Here is a 23,168-nt window from a genome sequence, read left to right on the forward strand (position 1 = left end):
CATGAAAGGCAGTCCCGCCCAAAATCAATGGGGATGGAGAAACCACCTGTAAAGAAGGATGAAACCATGTTCGGCTATGTGCGCCCTTATAAACCGGAGCTTTTGGTGCGGGAGTACAGCCAATATAAGGCGGTCTACTGCCAGCTGTGCAAAATCCTGGGCCGGGAGTATGGGATCTTTTCCCGGTTCGCCCTGAGCTATGACTGCGCCTTTTATGCTCTTCTGGCCCTGTGCGCTCCCGGCGGACAGGTGGAGGAGTGCCGGGGACGGTGCGTGTGCAATCCCCTGAAGGCCTGCACGTATCTGTCCAGTCCTGGAGAAGAGTACAAAAAAGCGGCGGCTCTGTGCGTGCTGCTCACCTATCACAAGTTGCGGGACAATCTCCAGGACGAGGGTTTTCTGAAATCCCTGGGAAGCAGGCTGCTTGTGCCCCTGGCCTCGGGACAGGCAAAAAGAGCCGCCAAACGTTATCCCTTTTTGGCGGAGACGGTGGAGGCCGCCATGGAGGGCCAGCGTCAGGCGGAGAAGAATTTGGAGGGCGTGGATGCCTGCGCCGAGCCCACCGCCCGTCTGCTGGAGGCGGTTTTCGGAGAGCTGGCAAAGGAAAATGAAAGGCAAAAGCCGGTATGGGCCCGGTTCGGGTATTTCCTGGGCCGCTGGGTCTATCTGATGGACGCGGCGGAGGATCTGGGAGAGGATCTGCAGAGCGGGGCTTTCAACCCCTTCGTCAGGAAGTTGGGACTGGAGGAAAAGAAGGAGCTCTCCGGGGAGGAGCGTGCCTGGGCCGAGGAGGAGTGTAATGCCGTGCTCAACGCTACCGCCGCCCAGGTAGTTTTGGCGCTGAATCTGATGGAGCTGGAGCGGTTCGGGCCTATCATTCGAAATGTGGGGGAGAAGGGGCTGCCCCAGGTGCAGAGAGAGATCCTGTTTCTCCATGTGAAGGAAAAATCCAGACGGGAACTGAAAAGGCTATAGAGCCTGCCTGAAAGCGAAAGAGGCGGCAGGATTTGGGAAAAGGACAATTCGAGGTAAAAGCAAGAAAGGGAAGGTTGCTATGACGGATCCGTATAAGGTTTTGGGGGTGTCCCGTTCCGCCACCGACGAAGAGGTTAAGGACGCTTACCGGGCGTTGGCAAAAAAATATCATCCGGACCAGTACTCGGACAGCCCGCTGAAAGATCTGGCCGATGAAAAGATGAAGGAGATCAACGAGGCCTATGACGCCATTACCGCCCAACGCAGAGGCGGAGGCTATTCCTACGGCGGAGCGCAGAATCCGGTGCATTCCAGTGGAAGTTCAGGCTTCAGCGATGTGCGCAGCTTCATTATGTCCGGCCGCATTGCCGACGCGGAGCAGATTCTGAACGGTGTGCCCGCCGGAAGCCGCAATGCCGAGTGGTATTTCTTAAAAGGCTCGGTGCTGTACCGCCGGGGCTGGCTGGAGGAGGCCAAGGACCACTTTTCCCGGGCCTGCCAGATGGACCCTGGAAACGGGGAGTACAGCGCCGCGTTGAACCAGGCCATGAACCAGCGGGGAGGCATGTACGGCGGGTATAATCCCAACCGGAATATGAGCGGCGGCGAGTGCAACACCTGCGACATGTGCTCCGGACTGCTGATGGCGGACTGCTGCTGCGAGTGCATGGGCGGGGACCTGATCCCCTGCTGTTAATGATAGGGGGCTCGGATGGCGCGATGGCGCGTCCAGATTCCAGCTGGTGGGGAGTTTGAGGGGTGAGCGTCTGCCACTGGCGATTTTCCCCACCCCTGGACCGCGCAATGTGTTGTGGCTATGCGAAAACCGTAAATCGTTCACGACGAGCAAAGCGAGGAGTGGGTAAAAGTTTCGCCCGCCTTTTCAAAGGCGGTGGAGGTTTGGAGGCAGAGCCTCCAAGGTCTTAATCTCAAAAAAGGAAGGCGGAGAACGTGAAGGACGCAAAGAAGCTGGCCCTCTGCGGCGTGATCGCGGCTATGTCCGTGGTGCTGATGCTCTTTGAAGGGCTGTTCTCTCTGGCCTCGGTGGCAGTTCCCGCCCTGGCCGGATGCCTGCTGATTCCCATCGTGGCGGAGGCCGGGCTGGGATACGCCTTCGGAACCTTTGGGGCCACAGGGCTTCTGTGCCTTTTCCTGGCTCCGGACCGGGAGGCCGCGCTGATTTATCTGTTGTTTTTCGGCTATTACCCGGCGCTTTACGCGGTATTGAGCAAAATCAAGGGCGCCGTGCTCCGCTGGGCTGCAAAGCTGGCGCTGTTTAACGCTGCGGCGGTATCCGAGGCGTTGCTGACTATCTGGGTTTTGGGTGCGCCTGCGGAGGAATTTATGGAGATTCCCTTTGTTGGGGCATATGGGCCGGCGGTTTTGCTCCTGCTGGCCAACGGAGTGTTCGTGGTGTATGATATTGCCCTGGCCGGGGTGATCGCCCAGTATTACCGGAGATTCCGGCGGATGATCGCCAAATACCTGCAAAAATAATCAAAAAAGCCAAAGCCTGCTCAGAGAGAGCGGGCTTTTTTGCTTTTCGACTTGATTTTCTTGCAGAAAAGACGTAAAATAAAGCTATTATTGTCTTTTTGGGAGAGGGAGGACATTTCCATGAACAACCAGCTTTCCGCCAGGATCCAGGACAGCAGCCGGGGCTTTTCCAAGAGTCAGCGGGCCATTGCCCGGTATCTTCAGGAGCACCCGGAGGAGGTGGCTTTTATGACCGCTTCCCGGCTGGGGGCCACGGTGGGAGTCAGTGAATCCACAGTGGTGCGTTTCGCCACGGAGATCGGGTACTCGGGATATCCGGCCATGCAGCAGGCCGTGCAGGAAATGATTCGCAACAAGCTCACCAGCTTTCAGCGGCTGGAAATGACTTCCCGGAACTTCCCTCAGGAAAGGCTTTTGGACGCGGTTTTGGGGCAGGACATCGACATCCTCCGCCACACCCGGGAAAGCCGGGATGAAGAGGCCTTTTACCGGGCGGTGGACGCTCTGGTGGGGGTCAGACGGGTGTTTGTTCTGGGAGCCGGGAGCTCTCTGGCCCTGGCCACCTTCCTGGCCCACTATCTCCGACTGGTGTTTGACACGGTGTTGCTGATAGAGGCCACCAGCGAGGCCTCCATTTACCAGCAGATGGTTCGGGCCAGGGCGGAGGACGCCATTATTGCCATCAGCTTTCCTCGGTACTCCAAAAAGGCTGCCAAGGCTCTGCAATACGCATCCAGCCGGGGAATGACGGCTATCGCCATTACGGACAGCCGCCTGTCGCCTGTGGCGGAGAGCGCCTCCCATGTGCTTCTCGCCCACAGCGATATGGTTTCTTTTGTGGATTCCCTGGTGGGACCATTGAGCCTGATCAACGCGCTGATCGTTACCGTGGCGATCCGGAAGAAGCAGGAGGTGGCGGAGACCCTGCGGCAGATCGAGTCCATCTGGGACGAATATGGAGTCTACGAAAAAGTGGAAGAGAGGAACGCTTGACGGGCGCGGCTGTGATTGGCGGTGGCGCGGCAGGGCTGATGGCTGCGGGCATGTGCGCCGCCCAGGGGATTCCAACTGTGGTTTTGGAGAAAAACCGCCGCTTGGGCCGGAAGCTGCGTATCACCGGCAAAGGGCGGTGCAATCTGACCAACCAGTGCCCGCCCCAGGACGTAATCGCTGCGGCCCACGGGGGGAAATTTCTCTATAGCGCGGTGAACGCTTTTTCTCCAGAGGCGGTCATGGCTTTTTTTGAGGGCCTGGGCGTGCCCCTGAAGGTGGAGCGAGGCCGGCGGGTGTTCCCCCAGTCGGACAGCGCCCACGATGTGGCGGACGCCCTGGGGCGCTTCGTGGAGAGATCCGGGGCGCGGGTCCTGCGGGAGACGGCCAGCCAGATCTTGGTGGAGGCGGGGACCGTGCGGGGGGTGGAGACAGAGTCCGGGGTCCATCCGGCGGACCGGGTGCTCGTCGCCTGCGGAGGCGCGTCCTACCCGTCCACTGGTTCCGACGGCTCCGGCTTCCGGCTGGCGGAGGCTGTGGGGCATACCATTGTGCCGGTGGGGCCCTCCCTGGTTCCCCTGGTGGAGGAGGGGGAGTTCTGCGCCCGGATGATGGGCCTCTCCCTGCGGAACTGCGGAGTGCGGGTGACGGAGGCCGGGAAGAAGAAGCCGGTATACGAGGACTTCGGGGAGCTGCTCTTCACCCATTTCGGCCTGTCCGGGCCCACGATCCTCAGCGCCTCGGCCCATATGCGAAAGCCGGGGAAATACACGGTCCACCTGGACCTGAAGCCCGCCCTGAGCGAGTCCCAGCTGGACGCCCGGCTGCTCCGGGACTTGGAGGAGAACCGGAACCGGGTGTTCCAGAACTCCCTGGACCGGCTTCTGCCCCAGAAGCTGATCCCCGTGGCGGTGGAGCGCTCGGGGATTCCCGGGGAGACCCGGTGCCACTCGGTGACCAGGGAGCAGCGGCGAGGGCTTCTGGCCCTGCTGAAGGATTTCACCGTGGAGATCCGTGGCTTTCGGCCCCTGGAGGAGGCCATCGTCACCGCCGGGGGGGTGAGCCTCAAGGAGGTGGACCCCAGAACCATGGAGTCCCGGCTGGTGAAGGGGCTCTATTTTGCCGGGGAGGTGCTGGACGTGGACGCGCCCACCGGCGGCTATAATTTGCAGATCGCCTTTTCCACAGGACGGCTGGCCGGGATGAGCATGGGGACCCCTTAAGACCTTGGGGCGTTGTCTCACCTGCCGGCTCGGTCGGTTCGCGGCGTGTCTGCCACTGGCAGACGCTCACCCCCACACCCCACAAACTTTTTGAAAAAAGTTTGATCAAAAACTTTTACCCACTCCTCGCTTTGCTCGTCGTGAACGTTTTACGATTTTCACATAGCCACAACATATTGCGCGGTCCAGGGGCGTTAGGCCCCTGGCAGGGTGTGGGACGGAGTCCCACGGTCTTTCCCTTGACCTTAACACCTGAGAAGCGCAATTTTGGTGGTGAATTGACGGGCGAAGCCCGGCAAGAGGCCCCTTTTTGCAAGAGAAAAAGGGGCCTAGTCCCGGAACCAGCCAGCGCTTTCAGGGATATCCCGACTGCGAAGCAGGCGGGACGAAACCCTTAGTCCCGGAACCTGCTATCTGAGCGCACGAGCGTACCAGCCGAGAGCGCGCCCTGCCTGCTGAAATCTGGACCCGCTATTGCGCCCGCCGTTCCCCCCATATAAATTATATATTATTTTAGAAAAGGAGAATCGTCATGGACGACAGACCAATGCTCTCCCGGAAAGACGTGCTGGAGATTGTCCGGGGGCTGGATTTTATGGACAGCGGGGATTGCTGGCTCACTTCCGGGGCGGCCCTGGTGCTCTTCGGCGTGCGGGAGACCACCCACGATGTGGACCTGATCTGCACCAGCGCCCTTGCGGACCGCCTGGAGGCCCGGGGCGTCCCCTTCCGCCGGGACGGGCTGGGCGGCGCCCGGATTTTCGCCTATGGCCAGGATGTGGAGCTCCTGGAGGACTGGGACACCGAAGAGGTGGTCACGGTGGAGGGTCTGCGCTCCGCCAGCCTTCTGAGCATCCGGAAGCAGAAGGAGAAGCTGGGCCGGGAGAAGGACCTGCGGGACATCGCCCTCATCGACCGGTTTTTGCGAAAAAGCGCCGGGAAAATCCGCCTGGAGACGGAACGGCTGGTTTTGCGGGATTATCTCCCCCAGGATGAGGAAGAATACTATCAGCTGAAAAGCCACGAGGGGACCATGGGCCGCTATATGGGGGACATCATGGTCCACAGCCGGGAGGAGGCCCGGGCGGATTTCGCCAACGTGCTGGCTGACCAGAAAAAGCCAGACCGGACCTTCTATTTCCTCCGGGCGGAGCTGAAGGAGGGCGGCAGGCAGATCGGCTCCGTGGGCTACACCGTGGAGGGCCGCACGCCTGTGGGCAAGCTGGTCCACGGGGGCTACTTCTACTTCCCGGAGTTCTGGGGCAAGGGCTACGGTACCGAGGCCTTCCGGGAGGTGATCCGCTTCGCCTTTCTGGAGGACGGGGTGTACAGGTTCTCCACCGGCTGCCTCCAGGAGAACCGGGGCTCCGAGAGAATTATGCAAAAATGCGGCATGGTCCGGGAGGCGGAGCGGGTGGACTGGGTCTGGCACGGCGGACAGATGAAAACCCGCCTGGAATACCGCCTGCTGCGAAGAGAATATGATGCATGGAGGGAGATATTCCCCGAGAAAGGAGCGCCCCGCGTATGAAAAAGCTGCTGACCGTTCTGATCATCTCCTCGGCCGCCGTGCTATGCGCCTGGCTGGTGCGGTTCGAGTTTGAGTTTACTCAGCCCACGGAGCACGGAAATTTCGTGTATAAATTCAGATATCGCAAGTAGGATTTGAAAGGAGAGAAAACGCATGTTCGCCATTGCCATCGACGGCCCGGCCGGAGCGGGAAAGTCCAGCGTAGCCAAGGCGGCGGCCAAAGCTCTGGGCTTCACCTATGTGGATACCGGCGCGCTCTACCGTACCATCGCCCTATACATGCTGGAGACCGGGGTGGATCTGGAGGACCCCGCCGCCGTCATCGCGGCCCTGCCCGGGGTGGAGGTCTCCCTGGAATACGGCCCACAGGGCCAGCGTACCCTCTTGGGAGGCCGGGACGTCTCCGGGGAGATCCGCACCCAGGAGGTGTCCATCGCCACGTCCAGATGGGTGTCCCATATCCCGGAGGTCCGGGCATTCCTGGTGGACCTCCAGAGGGGGCTCGCGGAGCGGGCGGATGTGATTATGGACGGCAGGGACATCGGAACGGTGATTCTGCCCAAGGCCCAGCTGAAAGTTTTTCTCACTGCCTCCCCGGAAGAACGGGCCCGGCGGCGTACCGCCCAGCTGGAGGAGGCCGGGGAGCCAGCGGAGTTCCAGCAGGTGCTGGCCGAGGTTGTCCAGCGGGACCGGCAGGATGAGCCCCAGCTGAGGCTCACCGCCCCGGACACGGTGACTCTGGATACCACAGGGCTGGATTTTTCCCAGGTGGTGGAGGCGCTGGTAACTCTGGCCCGGGAGCGGATGGGCAGAGACGAAAAGGAGGGCTGAGGAATTGAAGAGCAAACCAAAGCGCAAGGGTCTGGTCTATGCCATCGGGCAGTTCTTTCTCACGCTGTTCTACTATCCCGTGTTCCGCCTGCACGTGCGGGGCCGGGAAAACGTGCCCAGAACCGGGCCGGTGCTCCTGTGCTGCAACCACATGGCCAAGCGGGACCCGGTGATGCTGGGGGTGTCCGTGAGGCGGCAGGTGTTCTACATGGCAAAGGAGGAGCTCTTTGAGAACTGGTTCATCGGCGGGATTCTCCGGAGCCTGGGGGCCTTCCCCGTGCGCCGGGGCACCGGCGGCGCGGACGCCCTGGCGGACGCCGACCAGCTTCTGGAGGAAAACGCCATGGTGGGGGTGTTCATTGAGGGCACCCGCTCCAAGGACGGCCGGCTGCAGAAGCCCAAAACCGGCGCGGCCCTGCTGGCCTACCGTAGCGGCGCCCAGGTGGTGCCGGTGTGCATCACTGCCGGGGACGGGGGGCTGCCCAAGAAGTTCAAGCGGCATATCGTGAACATCGGCAAGCCCATCCCCGCCGAGAAGCTGGCTATCCCCGACGACTCCGGGATGCAGCTGCGCAAGGCCAGCCGGATGATCATGGCGGAGATCGCCGCCCTGCGGGAGGAGACCCTGAAGGAGCTGGGCCTGCCCTCCCAGCTGCCGGAGGAGGCCGCGCCGTCCGACTCAAAATAGGCTGGGAGGAAATGCAGATGATATGTCCGCCTAACCTGAAACCTGGAGATACTGTCGGGCTGTTCACATCCTCCTATCCGTTGGCGGCGGAAGCGCCGGAGGCGGCAGGGCTGGCGGTTGCCCATCTGGAATCTCTGGGCTATAAGGTCAAACCGGGATTTCTGATGGATCAAAAGGACTGCTACCGCTCTGGCTCTATCCAGGAACGCGCCCGGGAGTTCAATGCCCTGTTGGCAGATGATTCGGTGAACTGCATGATGGCCACTGTGGGCGGAATGGTCTCAAATTCCATTCTGCCGTATATTGATTATGAACAATTCAAAAAGACGCCGAAAATTATCCTTGGTCACTCGGACATCACGGCTATCCTGCTGGGTATCTATCAGATCACAGGAATCGTTACCTATTATGGGCCGAATCTGGTGACTACTTTTGGGCAGTACCCGCCGTTTTTAGAGGCAACTGACCGGTGCATGAAGGATGTGCTGGAAGGATATACGCCGCCGTATTCCTATCGGATGCCGGAGGTTTTCTCTGAAGAAGTGACCGATTGGACCAGCGGACCCACCCATAAGGAGCCCCGGCCCAATACCTGGACAACTGTCTGCGGCGGGAGAGCCACAGGCAGGCTGATCGGTGGGAACCTGAACACCCTCACTGGGATTTATGGCAGCAGATATATGCCGGAAATCCGGCGGGGCGACATCCTGTTCCTGGAGGATACGGAGAAATTTGCCGCGCATGCGGAAAGATATTTTTCTTGGCTGAAGCTGTGCGGGATATTTAATAAAGTAGGCGGGCTTATCCTGGGAAAGCACCGCCGGTTCGACAAGCAGGAAACCGGCAAGACCCCTTATGAGATCCTGCTGGAAGTCATAGGCCGCCCGAATTTCCCAATCCTCGCGGAATTTGACTGCTGCCACACCGTCCCAATGCTCACCCTGCCTATTGGCAAGACGGTTGAGCTGGATGGAGACGGACAGACCGTCAGGCTCTTGGAATAAGAGGGAAGGGGCGGCCAGGAAATCCCATAGAAAGGGGGCTTATGATGAAAATAGAGCTTGCCGGGAGCGCGGGGTTCTGCTTCGGGGCCAAGCGGGCGGTGGACATGGTGTACGCCCTGCTGGAGGAGGGGAAGCGGGTGGCCACCCTGGGAGCGCTGCTCCACAACCCCCAACTGGTGGAACAGCTGGAGGCTCAGGGAGTAAAGGTGGTGGATTCTGTGGGAGAGGTTCCGCCAGGATATACGCTGGTGTTGCGGTCCCATGGAGTGCCCCTTGGGGTAGAGGAGGAAATCGGCCGCCTGGGAATCCCATTTGTAGACGCTACCTGCCCCTTTGTAAAAAAAATCCATCACTTGGCCGGGTGTTCCACAGAGCGCGGAGATACGTTTCTCCTGTTCGGAGATCCAGGGCATCCAGAGGTGCAGGGTGTAATCAGCCACTGTAAAGGGCCATATTTTGTGTGCTGTAATGAAGAAGAGCTACTACATCTGGTGAAGGAGAGGCCAGAATTGAAGTCGGCTCCAGTCACCGCCGCAGCCCAGACTACTTTCCATAAAATTCTCTGGCAAAAATGTTCTGAAACTCTGAAAAAACTATGTACAAACGCCGCAATTTTTGATACAATATGTAATGCAACAGCGAAACGGCAGAAAGAGGCGCTGGATCTGGCCCGCAGATGCGACCGCATGGTGGTTGTGGGGGGCAGAAACAGCTCGAATACGGCCAAGCTGCGGGACATCTGCTCGCAGCACAGTGAAACGTACCTCATTGAAAAGGCGGGGGACCTGGAGGATTTGCCCGTTTTTTCCGCCGGCCTGAGCGTTGGCATAACGGCGGGTGCGTCTACTCCCGCAAGCATAATAAAGGAGGTACTAGTTACCATGGCTGAAGTCAACAGCACGGAACAAAATTTTGAGGAGATGCTTGAGGAATCGCTCAAGAGCATGAATACAGATGAGAAGGTACATGGCGTTGTCGTTGGCATCTCCCCCACAGAAGTCTATGTGGACGTAGGCAGGAAACAGGCCGGGTTCATTCCCGCGTCCGAGCTTTCCAACGATCCGGCGGCTAAGCCCGAGGATGTAGTAAAAATGGGCGACGAGCTGGAGCTGCTCATCATGAAAACCAACGACCAGGAGGGCACTATTATGCTCTCAAAGCGCCGGGTGGACGCCATGAAGGGCTGGGACGTGATCCAGGCCGCTCAGGAGAGCGGGGAAATTCTGGAGGGTAAGGTAATTGAAGTGGTAAAGGGCGGCGTGATCGTCCTGCGGGATGCCATGCGCGTGTTTGTGCCCGCTTCTCAGGCCACCGCCAGCCGGGGGGAGGACTTGACCGCTCTGCAGGGCCAAGAGGTCAAGTTCCGCATTATTGAAGTGAACCGCCAGCGCCGCCGGGCTGTGGGCTCTATCCGCAGCGTGCTACGGGAAGAGCGCAAGGCCGCCCAGGCCAAGTTCTGGGAGCAGGTGGAAGAGGGCCAGAGCTACACCGGCAAGGTGAAATCCCTCACCAATTTCGGCGCTTTCGTGGATTTGGGCGGTGTGGACGGCATGATCCATATCTCCGAGCTCAGCTGGAACCGGGTGAAGCATCCCAGCGAAGTGGTGAACGTGGGCGACACCGTGGACGTATACGTAAAGGGCCTGGACCGGGAGAACAACAAAATCTCCCTGGGATATAAGCGTCCTGAGGACAATCCCTGGGTAAAGCTGGAGCGGGAGTATCCTGTAGGCACTGTATGCGAGGCAAAGATCGTGGGCATGACCGCCTTTGGCGCTTTTGCCAGCGTAATTCCCGGCATTGATGGCCTGATTCATATTTCCCAGATTGCGGATCACCGGATTGACAAGCCCCAGGACGTGCTGAAGGTGGGTGATACGGTAAACGTGAAGATCACCGACGTGGATCTGGAGCGCCATCGGGTTTCTCTATCCATCCGGGCTGTCCTGGAGGACGAGCAGGCCGCTGCCGATGCCGCCGCAGAGGGCGCGCCTGCCGAGGCGGTCGTGTTCAGCACGGAAGATCCCCAGGCAGAAGAACCTGTGGAGGACTAATTACAATTGGGATAATACAGACAGGGTAGTTTCTGCTGCCCTGTTTTGTATGTAATAAAGATCTGGCTCTGTCAATATAAAGTATAGGTCCCGCCGTGAGAATTTAGTCAATACAGTAAAAACGGACGGGAAATTGGAGGAAAAGAAACATGAGGCGAGTAAAGAAACCCGTATTCTTTGTGGTGCTGATTCTCATCGCCGCCCTGGTATATACGTCCCTGTTCGGCGTATATGGGCAGAACGGCGACTTCAAGGTCACCTACATCAAGGGGGCTGGGGATATCCGCTGGGGCATTGACATCCGCGGCGGCGTGGAGGCAACCTTCAGCCCGGCGGGCGGAATCAAGGCCACCCCCAGCGAACTGGAATCCGCCAAACAGATCATCGAAACCCGTATGGTTTCTCAGAACATTACCGACTATGAGCTCTACACCGACGAGGCGAATAACCGGATTATTGTGCGCTTCCCCTGGAAGTCGGATGAGACGGACTTCGACCCGGAGAAGGCCATTAGCGAGCTCTCCGCCACAGCTATGCTTACCTTCCGGGAGGGGGGCAGCTATGAGACCGAGACCTATGACGAGAACGGCAACCCCGTCTACAAAACCCCCACAGGGACCACGGCGGAAACCATTATTCTGGAGGGTGTGGACGTGATCAGTGCCCAGGCCGGAGTCCAGCAGGACCAAGATACCGGCTCCACCCAGTATGTGGTGTCCCTGGAATTCAGCGAAGAGGGCAAGGAGAAGTTCGCCGAGGCTACAGGACGCTTGGTGGGCCAGACCATCTCCATCTGGATGGACGACGTGCGGCTCTCCGCCCCCACCGTGAACTCAGTGATTAGCGACGGCAAGTGCATCATCGAGGGCAATTTCACCAGCGAAAGCGCTACCACCCTGGCCGCTCAGATCCAGGCAGGCGCTCTGCCCTTCGCCCTGGAGACCTCCAACTTTAACTCCCTGGCCCCCACCCTGGGCGGACAGGCTCTGGACGCCATGCTCATGGCGGGCATCATCGCCTTCGTGGTCATCGCGGTGCTGATGATCATCTGCTTCCGCCTGCCCGGCGTAGTGGCGGTCATTTCCCTGGCAGGCCAGATGGGCATCTGCTTCGCGGCAATCACAGGCTTCTTCCCCAATATGAATTCCTTTACTATGACCTTGCCCGGTATTGCGGGTTTGATCCTCTCCGTTGGCATCGGCGTAGACGCCAACGTGATCACCGCCAGCCGGGTGCGGGAGGAGCTGAACAACGGCAAAACCCTGGACGGCGCTTTGCAGCGGGGCTTCCAGAGCAGCTTCTGGGCCATCTTTGACGGCAACATCACCACCGCCATTGTGGCGATTATGCTGATGATGGTGTTTGGGCCCAGCAATATCCTGTCCATGATCTTCGGGCAGTCCACCACCGGCTCCATCTTCTCCTTTGGCTTCACCCTTCTGGTGGGCATCATTGCCAATTTTATCATGGGCGTGTTTGCCACCCGCCTGATGACTTTGTCCCTGGCGGCGTTTAAGCCCTTCCGCAGCCGTTGGATGTTCGGAGCAAAGGAGGGCAGTCAGGCCAAGCGCTTCGACTTTGTGGCCAAGCGTAAGACGTTCTATATGATTTCCGCCGCTATTCTTGTGGTGGGCCTGATTGCCAGCGTCATCATGGGCCCCAAGCTGGACATCCAATTTGCCGGCGGCGCCATGATCCGCTACTCTGTAGACGGCACTGGCTACACGAATGACGAGATCCGCAATACCATTTCCGATAAGATGGGCCTGGACAGCTCCGTCTCCATCAACCAGGATATGGCTACCGGCAAGGAGAACGTGACCATCTCCTTCGCGGGGAACAAGAGCCTGACCCCGGACCAGCAGGCCCAGGTCGCCACGGAGCTCAGCAACGCCTTTGATCAGGCCACCTTTACCCTGCTGGAGTCCAACTCTGTGGACGCCACCATGGGCGCCAAGTTCTTCCAGAAATGCCTGGTGTGCTTCGCCCTGACGGCCATTCTGCTGCTGGTGTATATCGCCCTACGCTTTAAGAAGATCGGCGGCCTTTCCGCTGGTATTACCGCCATTGTGGCGCTGCTCCACGACGTGCTCATCGCATTCTTCGTGTTCGTGATCTTCGGCATGGCTATCAACGACATCTTCATCGCCGTTGTGCTGACCCTGCTGGGCTACTCTCTGAACAGCACCATCGTCATCTACGACCGGGTGCGGGAGAACAAGCGGAAGAACGGCCCCCGCGCGGAGTTCCTGGACACCATGAACCAGAGCCTGAGCCAGACTCTGGGCCGCACGCTGCTCACCTCCCTGACCACCTTCCTGGCCCTGGTGGTGGTGCTGGCCGTGGCCGGCGTGTTCTCCATCAGCACGGTGGTATCCTTCTCCCTGCCCATGATGGTGGGCGTGGTAGCGGGCTGCTTCTCCTCCCAGTTTATTGCCCCCAACCTGTTCGCCATGTGGCAGGTGCGCAAGGCGGAGAAAGAGGGCCGCTGAGCCTCCTGCGTTTATAAAATGAAAAGCCGCGAGTTTCCCAAAATCTGGGAGACCCGCGGTTTTTTGCGGAAAAGGGATAATTTCGCCGCCGCCGCGCAGAATAGAGCATAGCCAAAGAGATGAAATCCGCTGTCTTTCAAAAAGCCTGTTTTAAGACCTTGGGGCGTTAGGTCTCGCCTGCCGGCTCGGTCGGCGACGGGAAATCGCCACAGGCGATTGTCGCCCCAAAACCCCACAAACTTTTTGAAAAAAGTTTGATCAAAAACTTTTACCCTGCTTCCTCACTTCGTTCGTCGCAGACATTTACGTTTTCTGGCTGAGCTAACCAACGTAAAAGTTTCGTCCACCTTTTCAAAGGTGGTGGAGGTTTGGAGGCAACGCCTCCAAGGTCTTGTCCCTAACACCTGAGAAAACAACGCAGGAGGGTAGCATAAACGTCCCGGTGGGACGTTTTGCGTAGGGGACCCACGTATGGGGGCGCTGGTCTCCGGTGGAGACCGTCCAGCGCCGACCGAACCGGCAGGTGAGACCCCTATCCCGGCTGCGGAGCAGACGGGACAAAGCCCCCTGGAAACCGGAACCAGCCATCTGAGCGCACGAGTGTATCAGCCAAAAGGCGCGCCGCGCCCGCTGAAATCTGGACGCGCTGCCGCGCCCGCCCGGCCCCCATACTAATCAACAAAACATGCTTTTTGAGAGACAGCGCGCAAGCCGCTGACCTCTCACAGGACACAAGGAGCGGGATCAGGTTTGAGACCGCTTCGGAGAAGGAGGGAATCTCATGAACATCATCGACCGAATCGCTTTGGCGCTGACCGTGATCGGAGGCGTGAACTGGGGATTGGTGGGCATATTCCGCTTTGACCTGGTGGCCTGGATTTGCGGTGGTCAGACCTCCATGGTGGCGCGGATTATCTACACGCTGGTGGGAATATCCGCCCTGTGGTGCCTGGCGCTGCTGTTCCGGGACTGGGACGGCGAGCGGGACATGCCCCAGAGCGCTCACTCTCACTAAGAGGCTCTAAGAAAACGGCCTGCGGTCCGGGGGATTCCTCCGGGCGGCAGGCTGTTTCTATGTTCTCATCGGCGTCACTCTTCAAATAACTTGGCCACAGGCACCTCCAGCGCCTCCGCAAGGGCAAACAGGGTCTCCATGGAGACGCCGAAGGCCCTGGTAGGGCTCTCAATCTTTGCAAAGATGGGACCAGGAAATCCCGGCTTTGTCCGCAAAAGCCTCTTGGGTCAGGCCCAGCAATTTCCGGTAGTATTGCACCTTGAGCCCCAATTTGATAAATTCCCTCTGGTATTTTGTCTGCACAAGAATCACCTGAATGCATGTGTTATAGTTAATGCAGTTCAAAAGAGGTAATACCCTCTTTTGAACCAAGCAGCGTAGCTGCTTAGCTTAGAAATCGGTTTTTGCCGATTTTTAAGTGCGTTTTACTATATATCCTGATGCAAGAGCTCCTGGAGAACCGCTCCTAGCTCCTGGGGGGCCTGAACGTTCACCTCATGCCCAGCCCGGGGGATCAGGCGTAGCTGGCTCTTTGGCAGGAGACGGGCCAGCTCCCGGGCCGCCCCCAGGTTGGCCCGGTCCTTTTCCCCGCAGATCACCAGCGCCGGGCAGGAGACCTCTCCCAGCCGGTCGCGAAAATTCAGAGAGGCCATAGAGCCGCAGAGGCGAACCACATCGACCTTGGCCAGGCCCATGGGTTCAAAGGCTTTGGCAGGCATCAGCCGGAAAAGGGTGTTCTGAAGGGCCAGCAGCTTTTTTGGCATGTCAAATTGCGGAGCGATCAGCGCCAGAGAGGATAGTCGGTCTCCGTGCTCAATGGCATACTGCAAGGCCAGCACCCCGCCCAGGGACAGGCCGCAGAGGACAAACCGGCCGGGCACACCGTCCAGATACCCACAGAGGGCGCGGTAGAGCCTGGGATAGTCCAGGGGGCCGTCTGTAGGCAGCTGAAAGATCTGGGGGCAGAGGGTCTCCCCGCCGTCCAGCTCCCTCAGCACATCCCGCCAGCTGTCCGCCGTCTGGCCCAGGCCGTGAAGGAGCACCATCCGGGTCATGCTAGCCTCTCCTTCAGCCAGCCCAGCACATCCTGATAGGCCTCCTCCTTGCCGATCTCGTTAAGGACCTCGTGACGCATTCCGGGATAGAGCTTTAGCTGTACATCCTGGATCCCGGCGTCTCGGAGCCAGCCTGCCACCTCCTGGGGCCCCGCGCCGTAATTGCCCACCGGGTCCTGGTCCCCTGCGATGAGGAAAACCGGCAGGCCCTTGGGCGCTTTCTGGGCCCACTGGGGAGAGGAGATCTCTGAAAGCCCGGTGAACAGATCCCGATATCCGGCGGCGGTAAAGGGGAAATTGCTGAGAGGGTCCGCCTCGAAAGCCCGGCAGACCTTTTCGTCCCGGGAGAGCCAGGCGGAGGCGTTCACCGGGTTTTCAATACGGCTGTTGTAGGAGGCTGTGGCCAGGGTGTTGAGCTTTTTTCCGGTGGAGCGAGGCCCCATCATCTTTGCCTGAAAGACGGCAAGGGCTTTTCCGGGGGCTACACCTGGATTTTTTCCCATAGTACCGCAGAGCACACAGCCGGAAAGCTCTTCTCCATAGCGGATCAGGTAGGAGCGGGCCAGAAAGGACCCCATACTGTGGCCCATGAGGAACAGGGGCAGGCCGGGAAACTCCTTCTTGGCCTGGTCCATCAGGGAGTGCAGGTCCCGGACCACGCACTCCCAGCCGTCTTTGTCGGCGAAATGCCCCTTGATCTGGGCAGAGCGACCGTGGCCCGCGTGGTCGTTCATGTAGACGGCGAAGCCGTTCTCCGCCAGAAACCGGGCGAAATGGTCATAGCGGCCGCTGTGTTCCGCCATGCCATGGGCAATCATGAGCACCGCGTTGACGGGGCCGCTGCTGGTCCAGCTGCGGGAAAAAATCTGTCCCCAGCCGCTGTTGGCTGGACGGAACCATTCGTGAACAGAAACTGACATAGAGATACCTCCTTGAAAAAACAGAGTTTAGAACAGGTCTAGGATATGACAGGGCTTCCGGTAGAAAACCTGGTCCAGGTCTGCGGCGGGGGTGTGGACCACAATGTCCGGGGTCATGGCAATGGAAGAGGTGTCCCGGGCCCCGCCCAGCAGCACCGCCAGATTGCCCACGTCCAGGGTGACGTCTGGCTCGGCCGCAGTCCGCTCCACCTGATTTTCCTCCCCCGGCATAAAGGAGAGGGAGAAAGTGGCGTTGTTCTCTGACAGGATGGGGTCGGTGGTTTGAATGTTCAGGCGGCCTTGTCCCCGGCACTTGCAGAGCCTCAGAAGCGTTTCGGCGTTGACCGCCCGGGCCATGCCATTGAGCACTGGTTTGTAATTGATATCAGAGAGTTCGGGAAGCAGAGCGGTCAAGTCTATGTGGCTGGGTACCACAAAGTGGATCTCCCGGAAATTGGCCAGGAAGGCATGATGTACAAAATTCAGCAGTCCGGTCAAAGCCTGGGCGTTGGTGAAGAGCAGGGCGTTTTTCATGGCAAACTCGGGGACGCAGTGGAGAGCCTCCCCCTTGCGGGCGCACACCAGGAAGCCGCCGGGCACACCGGAGCTGTCTGACCAGAGGAAAGTCCAACGCTTTTGCGTGAGAGGATCTTTTTCCGTCAGTTCCTTGTCAAAGACATTCCGCAGGCAAGAAAAGTTTGTATCACCATACATTTGATTGTAGACGTCCAGAAGAGGGCTAAGGTCATCTCCGGGAAGAAGCTGGCGCACGGAGCCTCCAGCCTGAGGCAGGCGCTTTAGATCCTCCAGGTTTACGGTCCACCGAAGGGTTTGGCTGGCAGGAGCATAGCCAAACTGCCGGTAATAGGCTGTGCTGAACGGATACAGATGGGAGAGGGCATAGCCTCCGTCATATAGGTCCCGGAGGGAGGCCTCCATGCAGGCCCGGATGGCCCCACCCCGGCGGTAGGAGGGCAGCGTGGCCACACCGCCGACTCCGCCCATTTTCAGGATATGCCCGTCAAAGCGGACCTGTTTCTTGTTCATGACCAGGGAGGCGGCAGGGGGCTCGCCCTCCTGGAGGAACGCGCCGTAGAGGTCCGCCAGGGGATCGGTCTGGGCTAATTTTTCCCGCTCCTTCTTCCAGTCAAACTCGCTTTCAAAGGCCACGGCCATATTCAGCTCTGCCCGCCAGAACTCATCAGGGCGAAGTTTTCGTGCAAACATAGGGGGTCCTCCTCATGATAGGAATATTCTGTTCATGGTATACCATGAATTTGAAAAACTGTCAAGAGGAGGGAAAGGAGGGACGCGAAATAGAGAAGCCCCAGCCGCTCTTTCGAGGACGGGGCTTTTTGTGAAAGCTACTTATTTTCTTCCGCTTCCGCCAGTTCTTTCTTGTAGAGGTATTTCTCCACTTCTTCCACCATATTCTGAGGCACCTCCCGCTTTACCGGGAAAGCTGTAGCGTTGACCATATCCCTGGAGAAGGCCAGCACATACCGGGCGGTTTTCTCCAGAGCTTCGGGAGAGAGGAAGGAGAGGGTGTCAAAGCGGTTATGAATGTGGGCGGCACCGGGAGCGCCGAACCGGCAGAAGTTCACTGCGGGCACGCCGCTGTCGGCAAAGGGGATGGAGTCGCTGGAATAGATCCCCTGCTTCACTTCGGTGGAGTATCCCTGTACTTTGGTGGAGTACTGGATATAGTTCACCAGGCTCTCTTCGGCAGTAACACTGATGGTCTCCCGGCCCAGCACCGGGCCGCCCACGTCGGTGTTAATCATCAGCAGGTGGTCCTTCAGTTCATCCTTGTGGGCCTTAACGAAAGCCCAGCTGCCCTCCAGACCGATTTCCTCCGAGCCGTACCACATGAATTTCACTGTGCGCTTGGGCGGGTTCTCCTTGAACCAGCGGAGGACCTCCATGTTAATGACGGAACCGGCACCATTGTCATATACGCCTTTGGAGAAATCCACAGAATCATAATGGGCGCCAAAGGAGATGATCTCATCCGGCTTTTCCGTGCCCTCAATGACAGCGACCACGTTGTGGGAGATACGTTCCACGGTCTCGTTTTTCAGCACCAGCCGGGCTTTGCTGGCCCCGCGCTTTACCATGTCAAAGGCGTCCAGCACCCGGGTGTTTACCATGGGCACATTGCCGAAGGCCCGCAAAGTGCGGCGGAGTTTCCGGGTAGAAAGGTCCGTGCCCTCCCGATCGTCCCGCAGGTCGCCCTCCATAGTGACGATGCCCGCTACCTCGGCTTTTATCAGCTTGCGAAACAGCGGCAGGCGCAGAAAACCATTGATCAGCACGATCTTCCCGGCAGCGTTGCTAAGGTCTACGTCGTTGCCGGCTTCCACATAGAGGAACTCAGCCTCCAAGCCGCCCTGATAGGTGTTTTTTGCGCATTTGTAGCCGGTCACCGGGTACTCCTGACGATAGGGCTCCAGGATTTCCAGTGTGGCGGTTTCTATGTCTGCGTCCTCGATCTCAAAGCTCTCCAGCTCTGCCGGCACGCCGATGGCTTCGCACTCGGCCTTGAGGATTTCAGCGGCTTTTAGTTCCTCAGGGGAACCGGCCGTTCGGGTAAACCCGATTTTTTCCAGGAGCTCCATGGCTCTCTTGCCCGATACTTCCATTGTCATTTCCTTCTTTTGTTTTTTATTATTTGAGTGTTTTTGTAGGAATACTATGTGGCCTCCACCGCAAAGGGCGCGGCTACGGCAAGGTCGTGGAGCGCTGCTCCACACTTCGCCAGGGGTTACGCCACCCCTGGACCCGGCAATGTGCTCGGCTTTAGCGCACTCAGCTAACCAGCGTAAAAGTTTTGTCGTCTCACCTGCCGGTTCGGTCAGCGCTTGACGGTCCCCACCGGGGACCAGCACCCCCACACGACGACCAGCTGTAAACTTGGCGTTGCCAAGTTTTGACCAGCTGGACCGGTCGATGTTGTTAACTGTAACATTCCAAGCTAACCAGGATAAAAGTTTCGTAGACTTCGTTTTACGAAGTCTTACCTTTCTCAAAGGTGGCAAGGGTGTGGGGTGAGCGTCTGCCAGTGGCAGACATGCTGCGAACCGACCGAGGCGGCAGCCGAGACCAGAGTCCCACGGCCTTGCCGGAATGCGCGGCAGACTTGGCTTTGCGAAGTCTGCCGCGCATGGAGGCCACACCGTATTACTCCCCAAAACGTCTTACCCCTCCAGGCGCCACTCCGTGCCCTGGGGCGTATCCTTCAGCACCACATGCTTCGCGGCCAGCTCATCCCGGATGGCGTCCGCCGTGGCCCAGTCCCTGGCCTTCTTCGCCTCCGCCCGCTTTTCGATCAGCGCCTGGATCTCCGCCGCCAGCTCCGAGGCAACTTCCTCTCTGGCGGGCTGGGCAAGCCGGTCCGCCGCGCCCAGCAGATCCAAAGACAGCACTTGGTCGAAGTCGAGGATTAAGAAGCGCTTGCCGGCGTCGCTCAGGTCGGATTTCAGCATGTCGTATACGACGGTCAATGCCTGGGAGGTGTTCAAATCATTGGCCAGCGCGGCCTTGAACTTTTCCTGCCAGGGTTTTGCCGCCTCCAGGTCGGGTTCGCCGTCTTTCCCCAGGGCAGCGATCCGGGCCGTCAGTTTTTGATAGGCGCTGACGGCGTTGTCCAGGCTTTCAAAGGAGAACACCAAGGGCTTGCGGTAATGAGACTGCAAGCAGAACAACCGGTAGCAGAGGGGATCGTAGCCCTTCTCTTCCAACAGGGAGACGGTCAGCTTGGCCCCCTTGGATTTGCTGATCTTCCCGCTGGCGTCTGTCAGATGCAGAATGTGGAACCAGTGAGCGCACCAGGGATGGCCCAGATAGGCTTCGCTCTGGGCAATCTCATTGGTGTGGTGGGGAAAGGCGTTGTCAATACCTCCGCAGTGAATGTCCAGATATTCTCCCAAGTGCTTCACACTGATGGCAGAGCACTCAATATGCCAGCCAGGATAGCCAAGGCCCCAGGGACTCTCCCACTTTAGCTCCTGGTCCTCAAACTTGGACTTGGTAAACCACAGCACAAAGTCCGTCTTATTGCGCTTGTTTTCGTCCGACTCCACCCCTTCCCGCACGCCAACCGCCAGGTCCTCGGCGTTCTGGTTGCCAAACACATAGTAGGTTTCCAGCCTGGAGGTGTCAAAGTAGACGTTACCTCCGGCCTGGTAGGCGAAGCCTTTCTCCAGCAAGGCTGAAACCATCTCAATGAAATCGCTGATGCAGCCAGTGGCCGGGACCACGATGTCCGGGCGGCGGATATTCAGTTTCTGGCAGTCGGCAAAAAAGGCCTCGGTATAAAAAGCGGCCAGCTCCAGCACAGATTTATGTTCCCGCTTAGCCCCTTTCAGCATTTTATCCTCACCGGTGTCCGCGTCAGAAGTGAGGTGGCCCACATCGGTAATGTTCATGGCCCGGTCCACCTGATAGCCCTCGTAGCGCAGGGCTTTTTCCAGCACATCCTCCATCAGATAAGACCGCAGATTGCCGATATGGGCATAGCCGTATACCGTAGGGCCGCAAGTGTACATTTTAATGATGCCGGGCTGGTGAGGGATGACTTCCTCCTTCTTCATGGTGAGCGTATTGGTTAACTGCATGGTTTTCGCCTTTCTGTTGTTTGAATTTAAGGATGGAGGTCCGCGCTTCCCTTCATGTCCTCTACCTTTTTTTCCAGCCGTTCCAGCTCTCCCCGCAGGCGGCAGAGCTCAATGGAAACCGGGTCGGCCACATGAATCTGGTCCAGCTTCCGGCTGGGAGGCAGAGCGTCGGAAACCTCGGGAACTTTGTGGCCGTCGATGCGCACCACCCGGGCGGGCACGCCCACAGCGGTAGCCCCCCGGGGGACGGCGTCCAGCACCACGGCCCCTGCGGCCACCCGGGCGTTGTCGCCCACGGTAAAGGGGCCCAGAACTTTGGCCCCGGCGCCCACCAGTACGTTATTGCCCAGCGTGGGATGGCGCTTGCCCTGGTCCTTGCCGGTGCCGCCCAGGGTGACGTTCTGGTAGAGGGTACAGTTGTCGCCGATCTCCGTGGTTTCGCCGATGACCACGCCCATCCCGTGGTCAATAAACAGTCCCCGACCGATTTTTGCTCCTGGGTGGATCTCAATGCCCGTCCGCCGCCGGGCGCTTTGGGAAATGGCTCTCGCGATGAACTTCAGGCCGTGGCGGTGGAACCAGTTGGCCCGGCGGTAGGCACGCACGGCTTTGAAGCCTGAATATAGAAAATATACCTCCAGCCGGGAGCGGGCCGCTGGGTCCCGCTCCATCACGGCGTCGATATCTTCCCGCAGTTTCTGAAACAAAGGCAGATCACCTCACGGTTGATGATGTGGATAGGGCAAGAGAATCTTGAATTTTCAGAAGAATTCCCTCATGGGGGACGTTCGGGCGGGCAGGCGCGGAAGCCCCCAGCTATGGGGACACCCGCGCCGCTCGTGCCTGCCATATCCTATCCCCATCCTATGCGTGGGAGTTTTGAAATGTCAAAAGCTCAGCTGTTCATGCTGGTATTTGCCGTGTTCCTCCCGGCGCCTTTCCAGTAGGGCGGTCATCTTTTCATGGGGATCGATCAGGCGGCTGATGGCCATGTCATGGTTCAACGCAGAGATGTAGTAGGAGATATATTTGGACATGTCCACCTCGTAGAACCAGGGGCGGTTCTTCAGCTCTTCCGTGCGGTAGGTGAGGTTGGTGCCGAATACCCCGTCCAGCATACCCTCCTGGTAAGCCTTGTCGAAAGCCTCCAGTCCCTTGGCAAAAATGGCGAAGGTGGCAAAGGCGAAGAAACGCCTGGCCCCCCGCTTTTTCACGTTGTAGGCAATGTCCAGCATGGATTCGCCGGAGGAGATGATGTCGTCCGCCACGAACACGTCCTTGCCGACCACGTCAGAGCCCAGATACTCGTGGGCCACAATAGGGTTGCGGCCGTCCACCATCCGGGAGTAGTCCCGGCGCTTGTAGAACATGCCCATCTCTACCTCCATCACAGAGGCATAGTACATGTTCCGGTCCAGAGCGCCCTCGTCCGGGCTGATAACCATGAAAGAATCCCGGTCTACCACCAGGTCTGGGAAGCTGCGGAACATCTTTTTCAGGACCTGATAGGAGGGGCGAAGGTTGTCAAAGCCCATCAGAGGCACGGCATTCTGCACCCGGGGGTCGTGGGCGTCGAAGGTGACCACGTTTTCCACCCCCATGCGCTGGAGCTCCTGCAGAGCGAAAGCCCCGTCCAAGGATTCTCGGTAGTTCCGGCGGTGCTGGCGGCCGCCATACAGGGTGGGCATGATCACGCTGATGCGGTGGGGCTTGCCGCTGGCGGCCTGGATGATGCGCTTTAGGTTCTGGAAGTGGTCGTCGGGGGACATGTGGTTTTCCATGCCGAAATAGGGGTAGGTAAGGCTGTAATTGCCTACGTCTACCACAATGAACAGGTCGTAGCCCCGGACGGTTTGGCTGATGATTCCCTTGGCGTCGCCGGAGTTGAACCGGGGACAACTACTGTCCAGCCGGAAGGTATCCACCTCCATGCCGGCCTCCCTGGCCCAGCGGACTAAATGGGCGTCAATTTTCTCTGACAATTCCTCCGCGCCCTCCAAGGTGATGATCCCCAAAGGCGCCACCCGGTTTTCCGGACTGAAAAAAAATTGTGCCGTCTGATCCATAAATTTAGCCCTCCCTTTCTTCCAGCATGCAGCTGGAGCGGCGGGCGCGTCCTCTTGAATTCGCTGCCCGCAATATCTTTGACGGTTGAGACCCGTCGCCAGTGCCATAGCATAGGACAGGCAGAGTTTGCTCTGAATTTAGCGGAGCAAAACGAGAGCGCCGCGCGAAGGGAAAAGCGGAAGGATAGACCGCACTATGCAAACGTCTATC

The 23,168-nt window shown here is 58.8% G+C and carries 21 protein-coding genes; 13 read left to right on the forward strand and 8 right to left on the reverse strand.

Annotation, left to right across the window (positions count from 1 at the left end):
• Positions 1 to 33: 33 nt before the first annotated feature.
• From D7X94_RS09915 to D7X94_RS09970, 13 genes are all read left to right on the forward strand, one after another.
• Positions 34 to 975, forward strand: a complete 942-nt coding sequence (locus tag D7X94_RS09915) for a DUF5685 family protein (protein WP_158590984.1) — start codon at positions 34 to 36, stop codon at positions 973 to 975.
• A 79-nt stretch (positions 976 to 1,054) separates the two neighbouring features.
• Positions 1,055 to 1,672, forward strand: a complete 618-nt coding sequence (locus D7X94_RS09920) for a DnaJ domain-containing protein (RefSeq protein WP_120427565.1) — start codon at positions 1,055 to 1,057, stop codon at positions 1,670 to 1,672.
• Between the two features lie 254 nt (positions 1,673 to 1,926).
• Positions 1,927 to 2,472, forward strand: coding sequence for a hypothetical protein (locus tag D7X94_RS09925; protein ID WP_120427566.1), 546 nt, complete (start codon positions 1,927 to 1,929; stop codon positions 2,470 to 2,472).
• A gap of 120 nt (positions 2,473 to 2,592) precedes the next feature.
• Positions 2,593 to 3,465, forward strand: coding sequence for a MurR/RpiR family transcriptional regulator (locus D7X94_RS09930; RefSeq protein WP_120427567.1), 873 nt, complete (start codon positions 2,593 to 2,595; stop codon positions 3,463 to 3,465).
• Positions 3,462 to 4,685, forward strand: a complete 1,224-nt coding sequence (locus tag D7X94_RS09935) for an NAD(P)/FAD-dependent oxidoreductase (RefSeq protein ID WP_120427568.1) — start codon at positions 3,462 to 3,464, stop codon at positions 4,683 to 4,685. Before D7X94_RS09930 ends, D7X94_RS09935 begins: the two co-directional genes overlap by 4 nt.
• A gap of 532 nt (positions 4,686 to 5,217) precedes the next feature.
• A complete protein-coding gene (locus D7X94_RS19155; RefSeq protein ID WP_243111251.1) occupies positions 5,218 to 6,216 on the forward strand; it encodes a GNAT family N-acetyltransferase in 999 nt (332 codons plus the stop codon).
• A complete protein-coding gene (locus tag D7X94_RS19510; protein ID WP_279221773.1) occupies positions 6,213 to 6,347 on the forward strand; it encodes a hypothetical protein in 135 nt (44 codons plus the stop codon). The genes D7X94_RS19155 and D7X94_RS19510 overlap by 4 nt, the downstream gene beginning before the upstream one ends.
• 22 nt (positions 6,348 to 6,369) lie before the next feature.
• Positions 6,370 to 7,047, forward strand: coding sequence for a (d)CMP kinase (gene cmk / locus D7X94_RS09945; RefSeq protein WP_120427569.1), 678 nt, complete (start codon positions 6,370 to 6,372; stop codon positions 7,045 to 7,047).
• 4 nt (positions 7,048 to 7,051) lie between these two features.
• A complete protein-coding gene (locus D7X94_RS09950; protein ID WP_120427570.1) occupies positions 7,052 to 7,735 on the forward strand; it encodes a lysophospholipid acyltransferase family protein in 684 nt (227 codons plus the stop codon).
• A gap of 17 nt (positions 7,736 to 7,752) precedes the next feature.
• Positions 7,753 to 8,739, forward strand: coding sequence for a S66 family peptidase (locus D7X94_RS09955; RefSeq protein ID WP_120427571.1), 987 nt, complete (start codon positions 7,753 to 7,755; stop codon positions 8,737 to 8,739).
• A 44-nt stretch (positions 8,740 to 8,783) separates the two neighbouring features.
• Positions 8,784 to 10,793 (forward strand): bifunctional 4-hydroxy-3-methylbut-2-enyl diphosphate reductase/30S ribosomal protein S1, encoded by a 2,010-nt coding sequence (locus D7X94_RS09960; protein ID WP_120427572.1) that lies wholly within the window; start codon positions 8,784 to 8,786, stop codon positions 10,791 to 10,793.
• A 149-nt stretch (positions 10,794 to 10,942) separates the two neighbouring features.
• Positions 10,943 to 13,285, forward strand: a complete 2,343-nt coding sequence (gene secF / locus D7X94_RS18455; protein WP_158590985.1) for a protein translocase subunit SecF — start codon at positions 10,943 to 10,945, stop codon at positions 13,283 to 13,285.
• Between the two features lie 781 nt (positions 13,286 to 14,066).
• A complete protein-coding gene (locus D7X94_RS09970) occupies positions 14,067 to 14,300 on the forward strand; it encodes a DUF378 domain-containing protein (protein ID WP_199715060.1) in 234 nt (77 codons plus the stop codon).
• A gap of 74 nt (positions 14,301 to 14,374) precedes the next feature.
• On the opposite strand, the gene D7X94_RS19160 is transcribed toward D7X94_RS09970, so the two are convergent.
• The 8 genes from D7X94_RS19160 to D7X94_RS10010 form a co-directional block, all read right to left on the reverse strand.
• Positions 14,375 to 14,515 carry a hypothetical protein gene (locus tag D7X94_RS19160; protein ID WP_243111252.1) on the reverse strand — a complete coding sequence of 47 codons (141 nt, stop codon included), beginning with the start codon at positions 14,513 to 14,515 and terminating at the stop codon, positions 14,375 to 14,377.
• Positions 14,516 to 14,728: 213 nt separating this feature from the next.
• Positions 14,729 to 15,355, reverse strand: coding sequence for an alpha/beta fold hydrolase (locus D7X94_RS09980; protein ID WP_120427573.1), 627 nt, complete (start codon positions 15,353 to 15,355; stop codon positions 14,729 to 14,731).
• Positions 15,352 to 16,275 (reverse strand): alpha/beta hydrolase, encoded by a 924-nt coding sequence (locus D7X94_RS09985; RefSeq protein WP_120427574.1) that lies wholly within the window; start codon positions 16,273 to 16,275, stop codon positions 15,352 to 15,354. Before D7X94_RS09985 ends, D7X94_RS09980 begins: the two co-directional genes overlap by 4 nt.
• 27 nt (positions 16,276 to 16,302) lie before the next feature.
• Entirely contained in the window at positions 16,303 to 17,502 is a 1,200-nt protein-coding gene (locus tag D7X94_RS09990) for a GNAT family N-acetyltransferase (RefSeq protein ID WP_120427575.1), read from the reverse strand.
• A 137-nt stretch (positions 17,503 to 17,639) separates the two neighbouring features.
• Positions 17,640 to 18,923, reverse strand: a complete 1,284-nt coding sequence (locus tag D7X94_RS09995; protein WP_120427576.1) for a M28 family metallopeptidase — start codon at positions 18,921 to 18,923, stop codon at positions 17,640 to 17,642.
• Between the two features lie 549 nt (positions 18,924 to 19,472).
• Positions 19,473 to 20,891 carry a cysteine--tRNA ligase gene (gene cysS / locus D7X94_RS10000; RefSeq protein WP_120427577.1) on the reverse strand — a complete coding sequence of 473 codons (1,419 nt, stop codon included), beginning with the start codon at positions 20,889 to 20,891 and terminating at the stop codon, positions 19,473 to 19,475.
• Positions 20,892 to 20,917: 26 nt separating this feature from the next.
• On the reverse strand, positions 20,918 to 21,598 hold the full coding sequence (gene cysE / locus D7X94_RS10005) for a serine O-acetyltransferase (RefSeq protein WP_120427578.1): 681 nt from the start codon (positions 21,596 to 21,598) through the stop codon (positions 20,918 to 20,920).
• Between the two features lie 180 nt (positions 21,599 to 21,778).
• Entirely contained in the window at positions 21,779 to 22,957 is a 1,179-nt protein-coding gene (locus D7X94_RS10010) for a ribose-phosphate pyrophosphokinase (RefSeq protein WP_120427579.1), read from the reverse strand.
• Positions 22,958 to 23,168 lie beyond the last annotated feature (211 nt).

Origin of the sequence: Acutalibacter sp. 1XD8-33, assembly GCF_003612555.1 — a bacterium.
GTDB lineage: Bacteria > Bacillota > Clostridia > Oscillospirales > Acutalibacteraceae > Acutalibacter.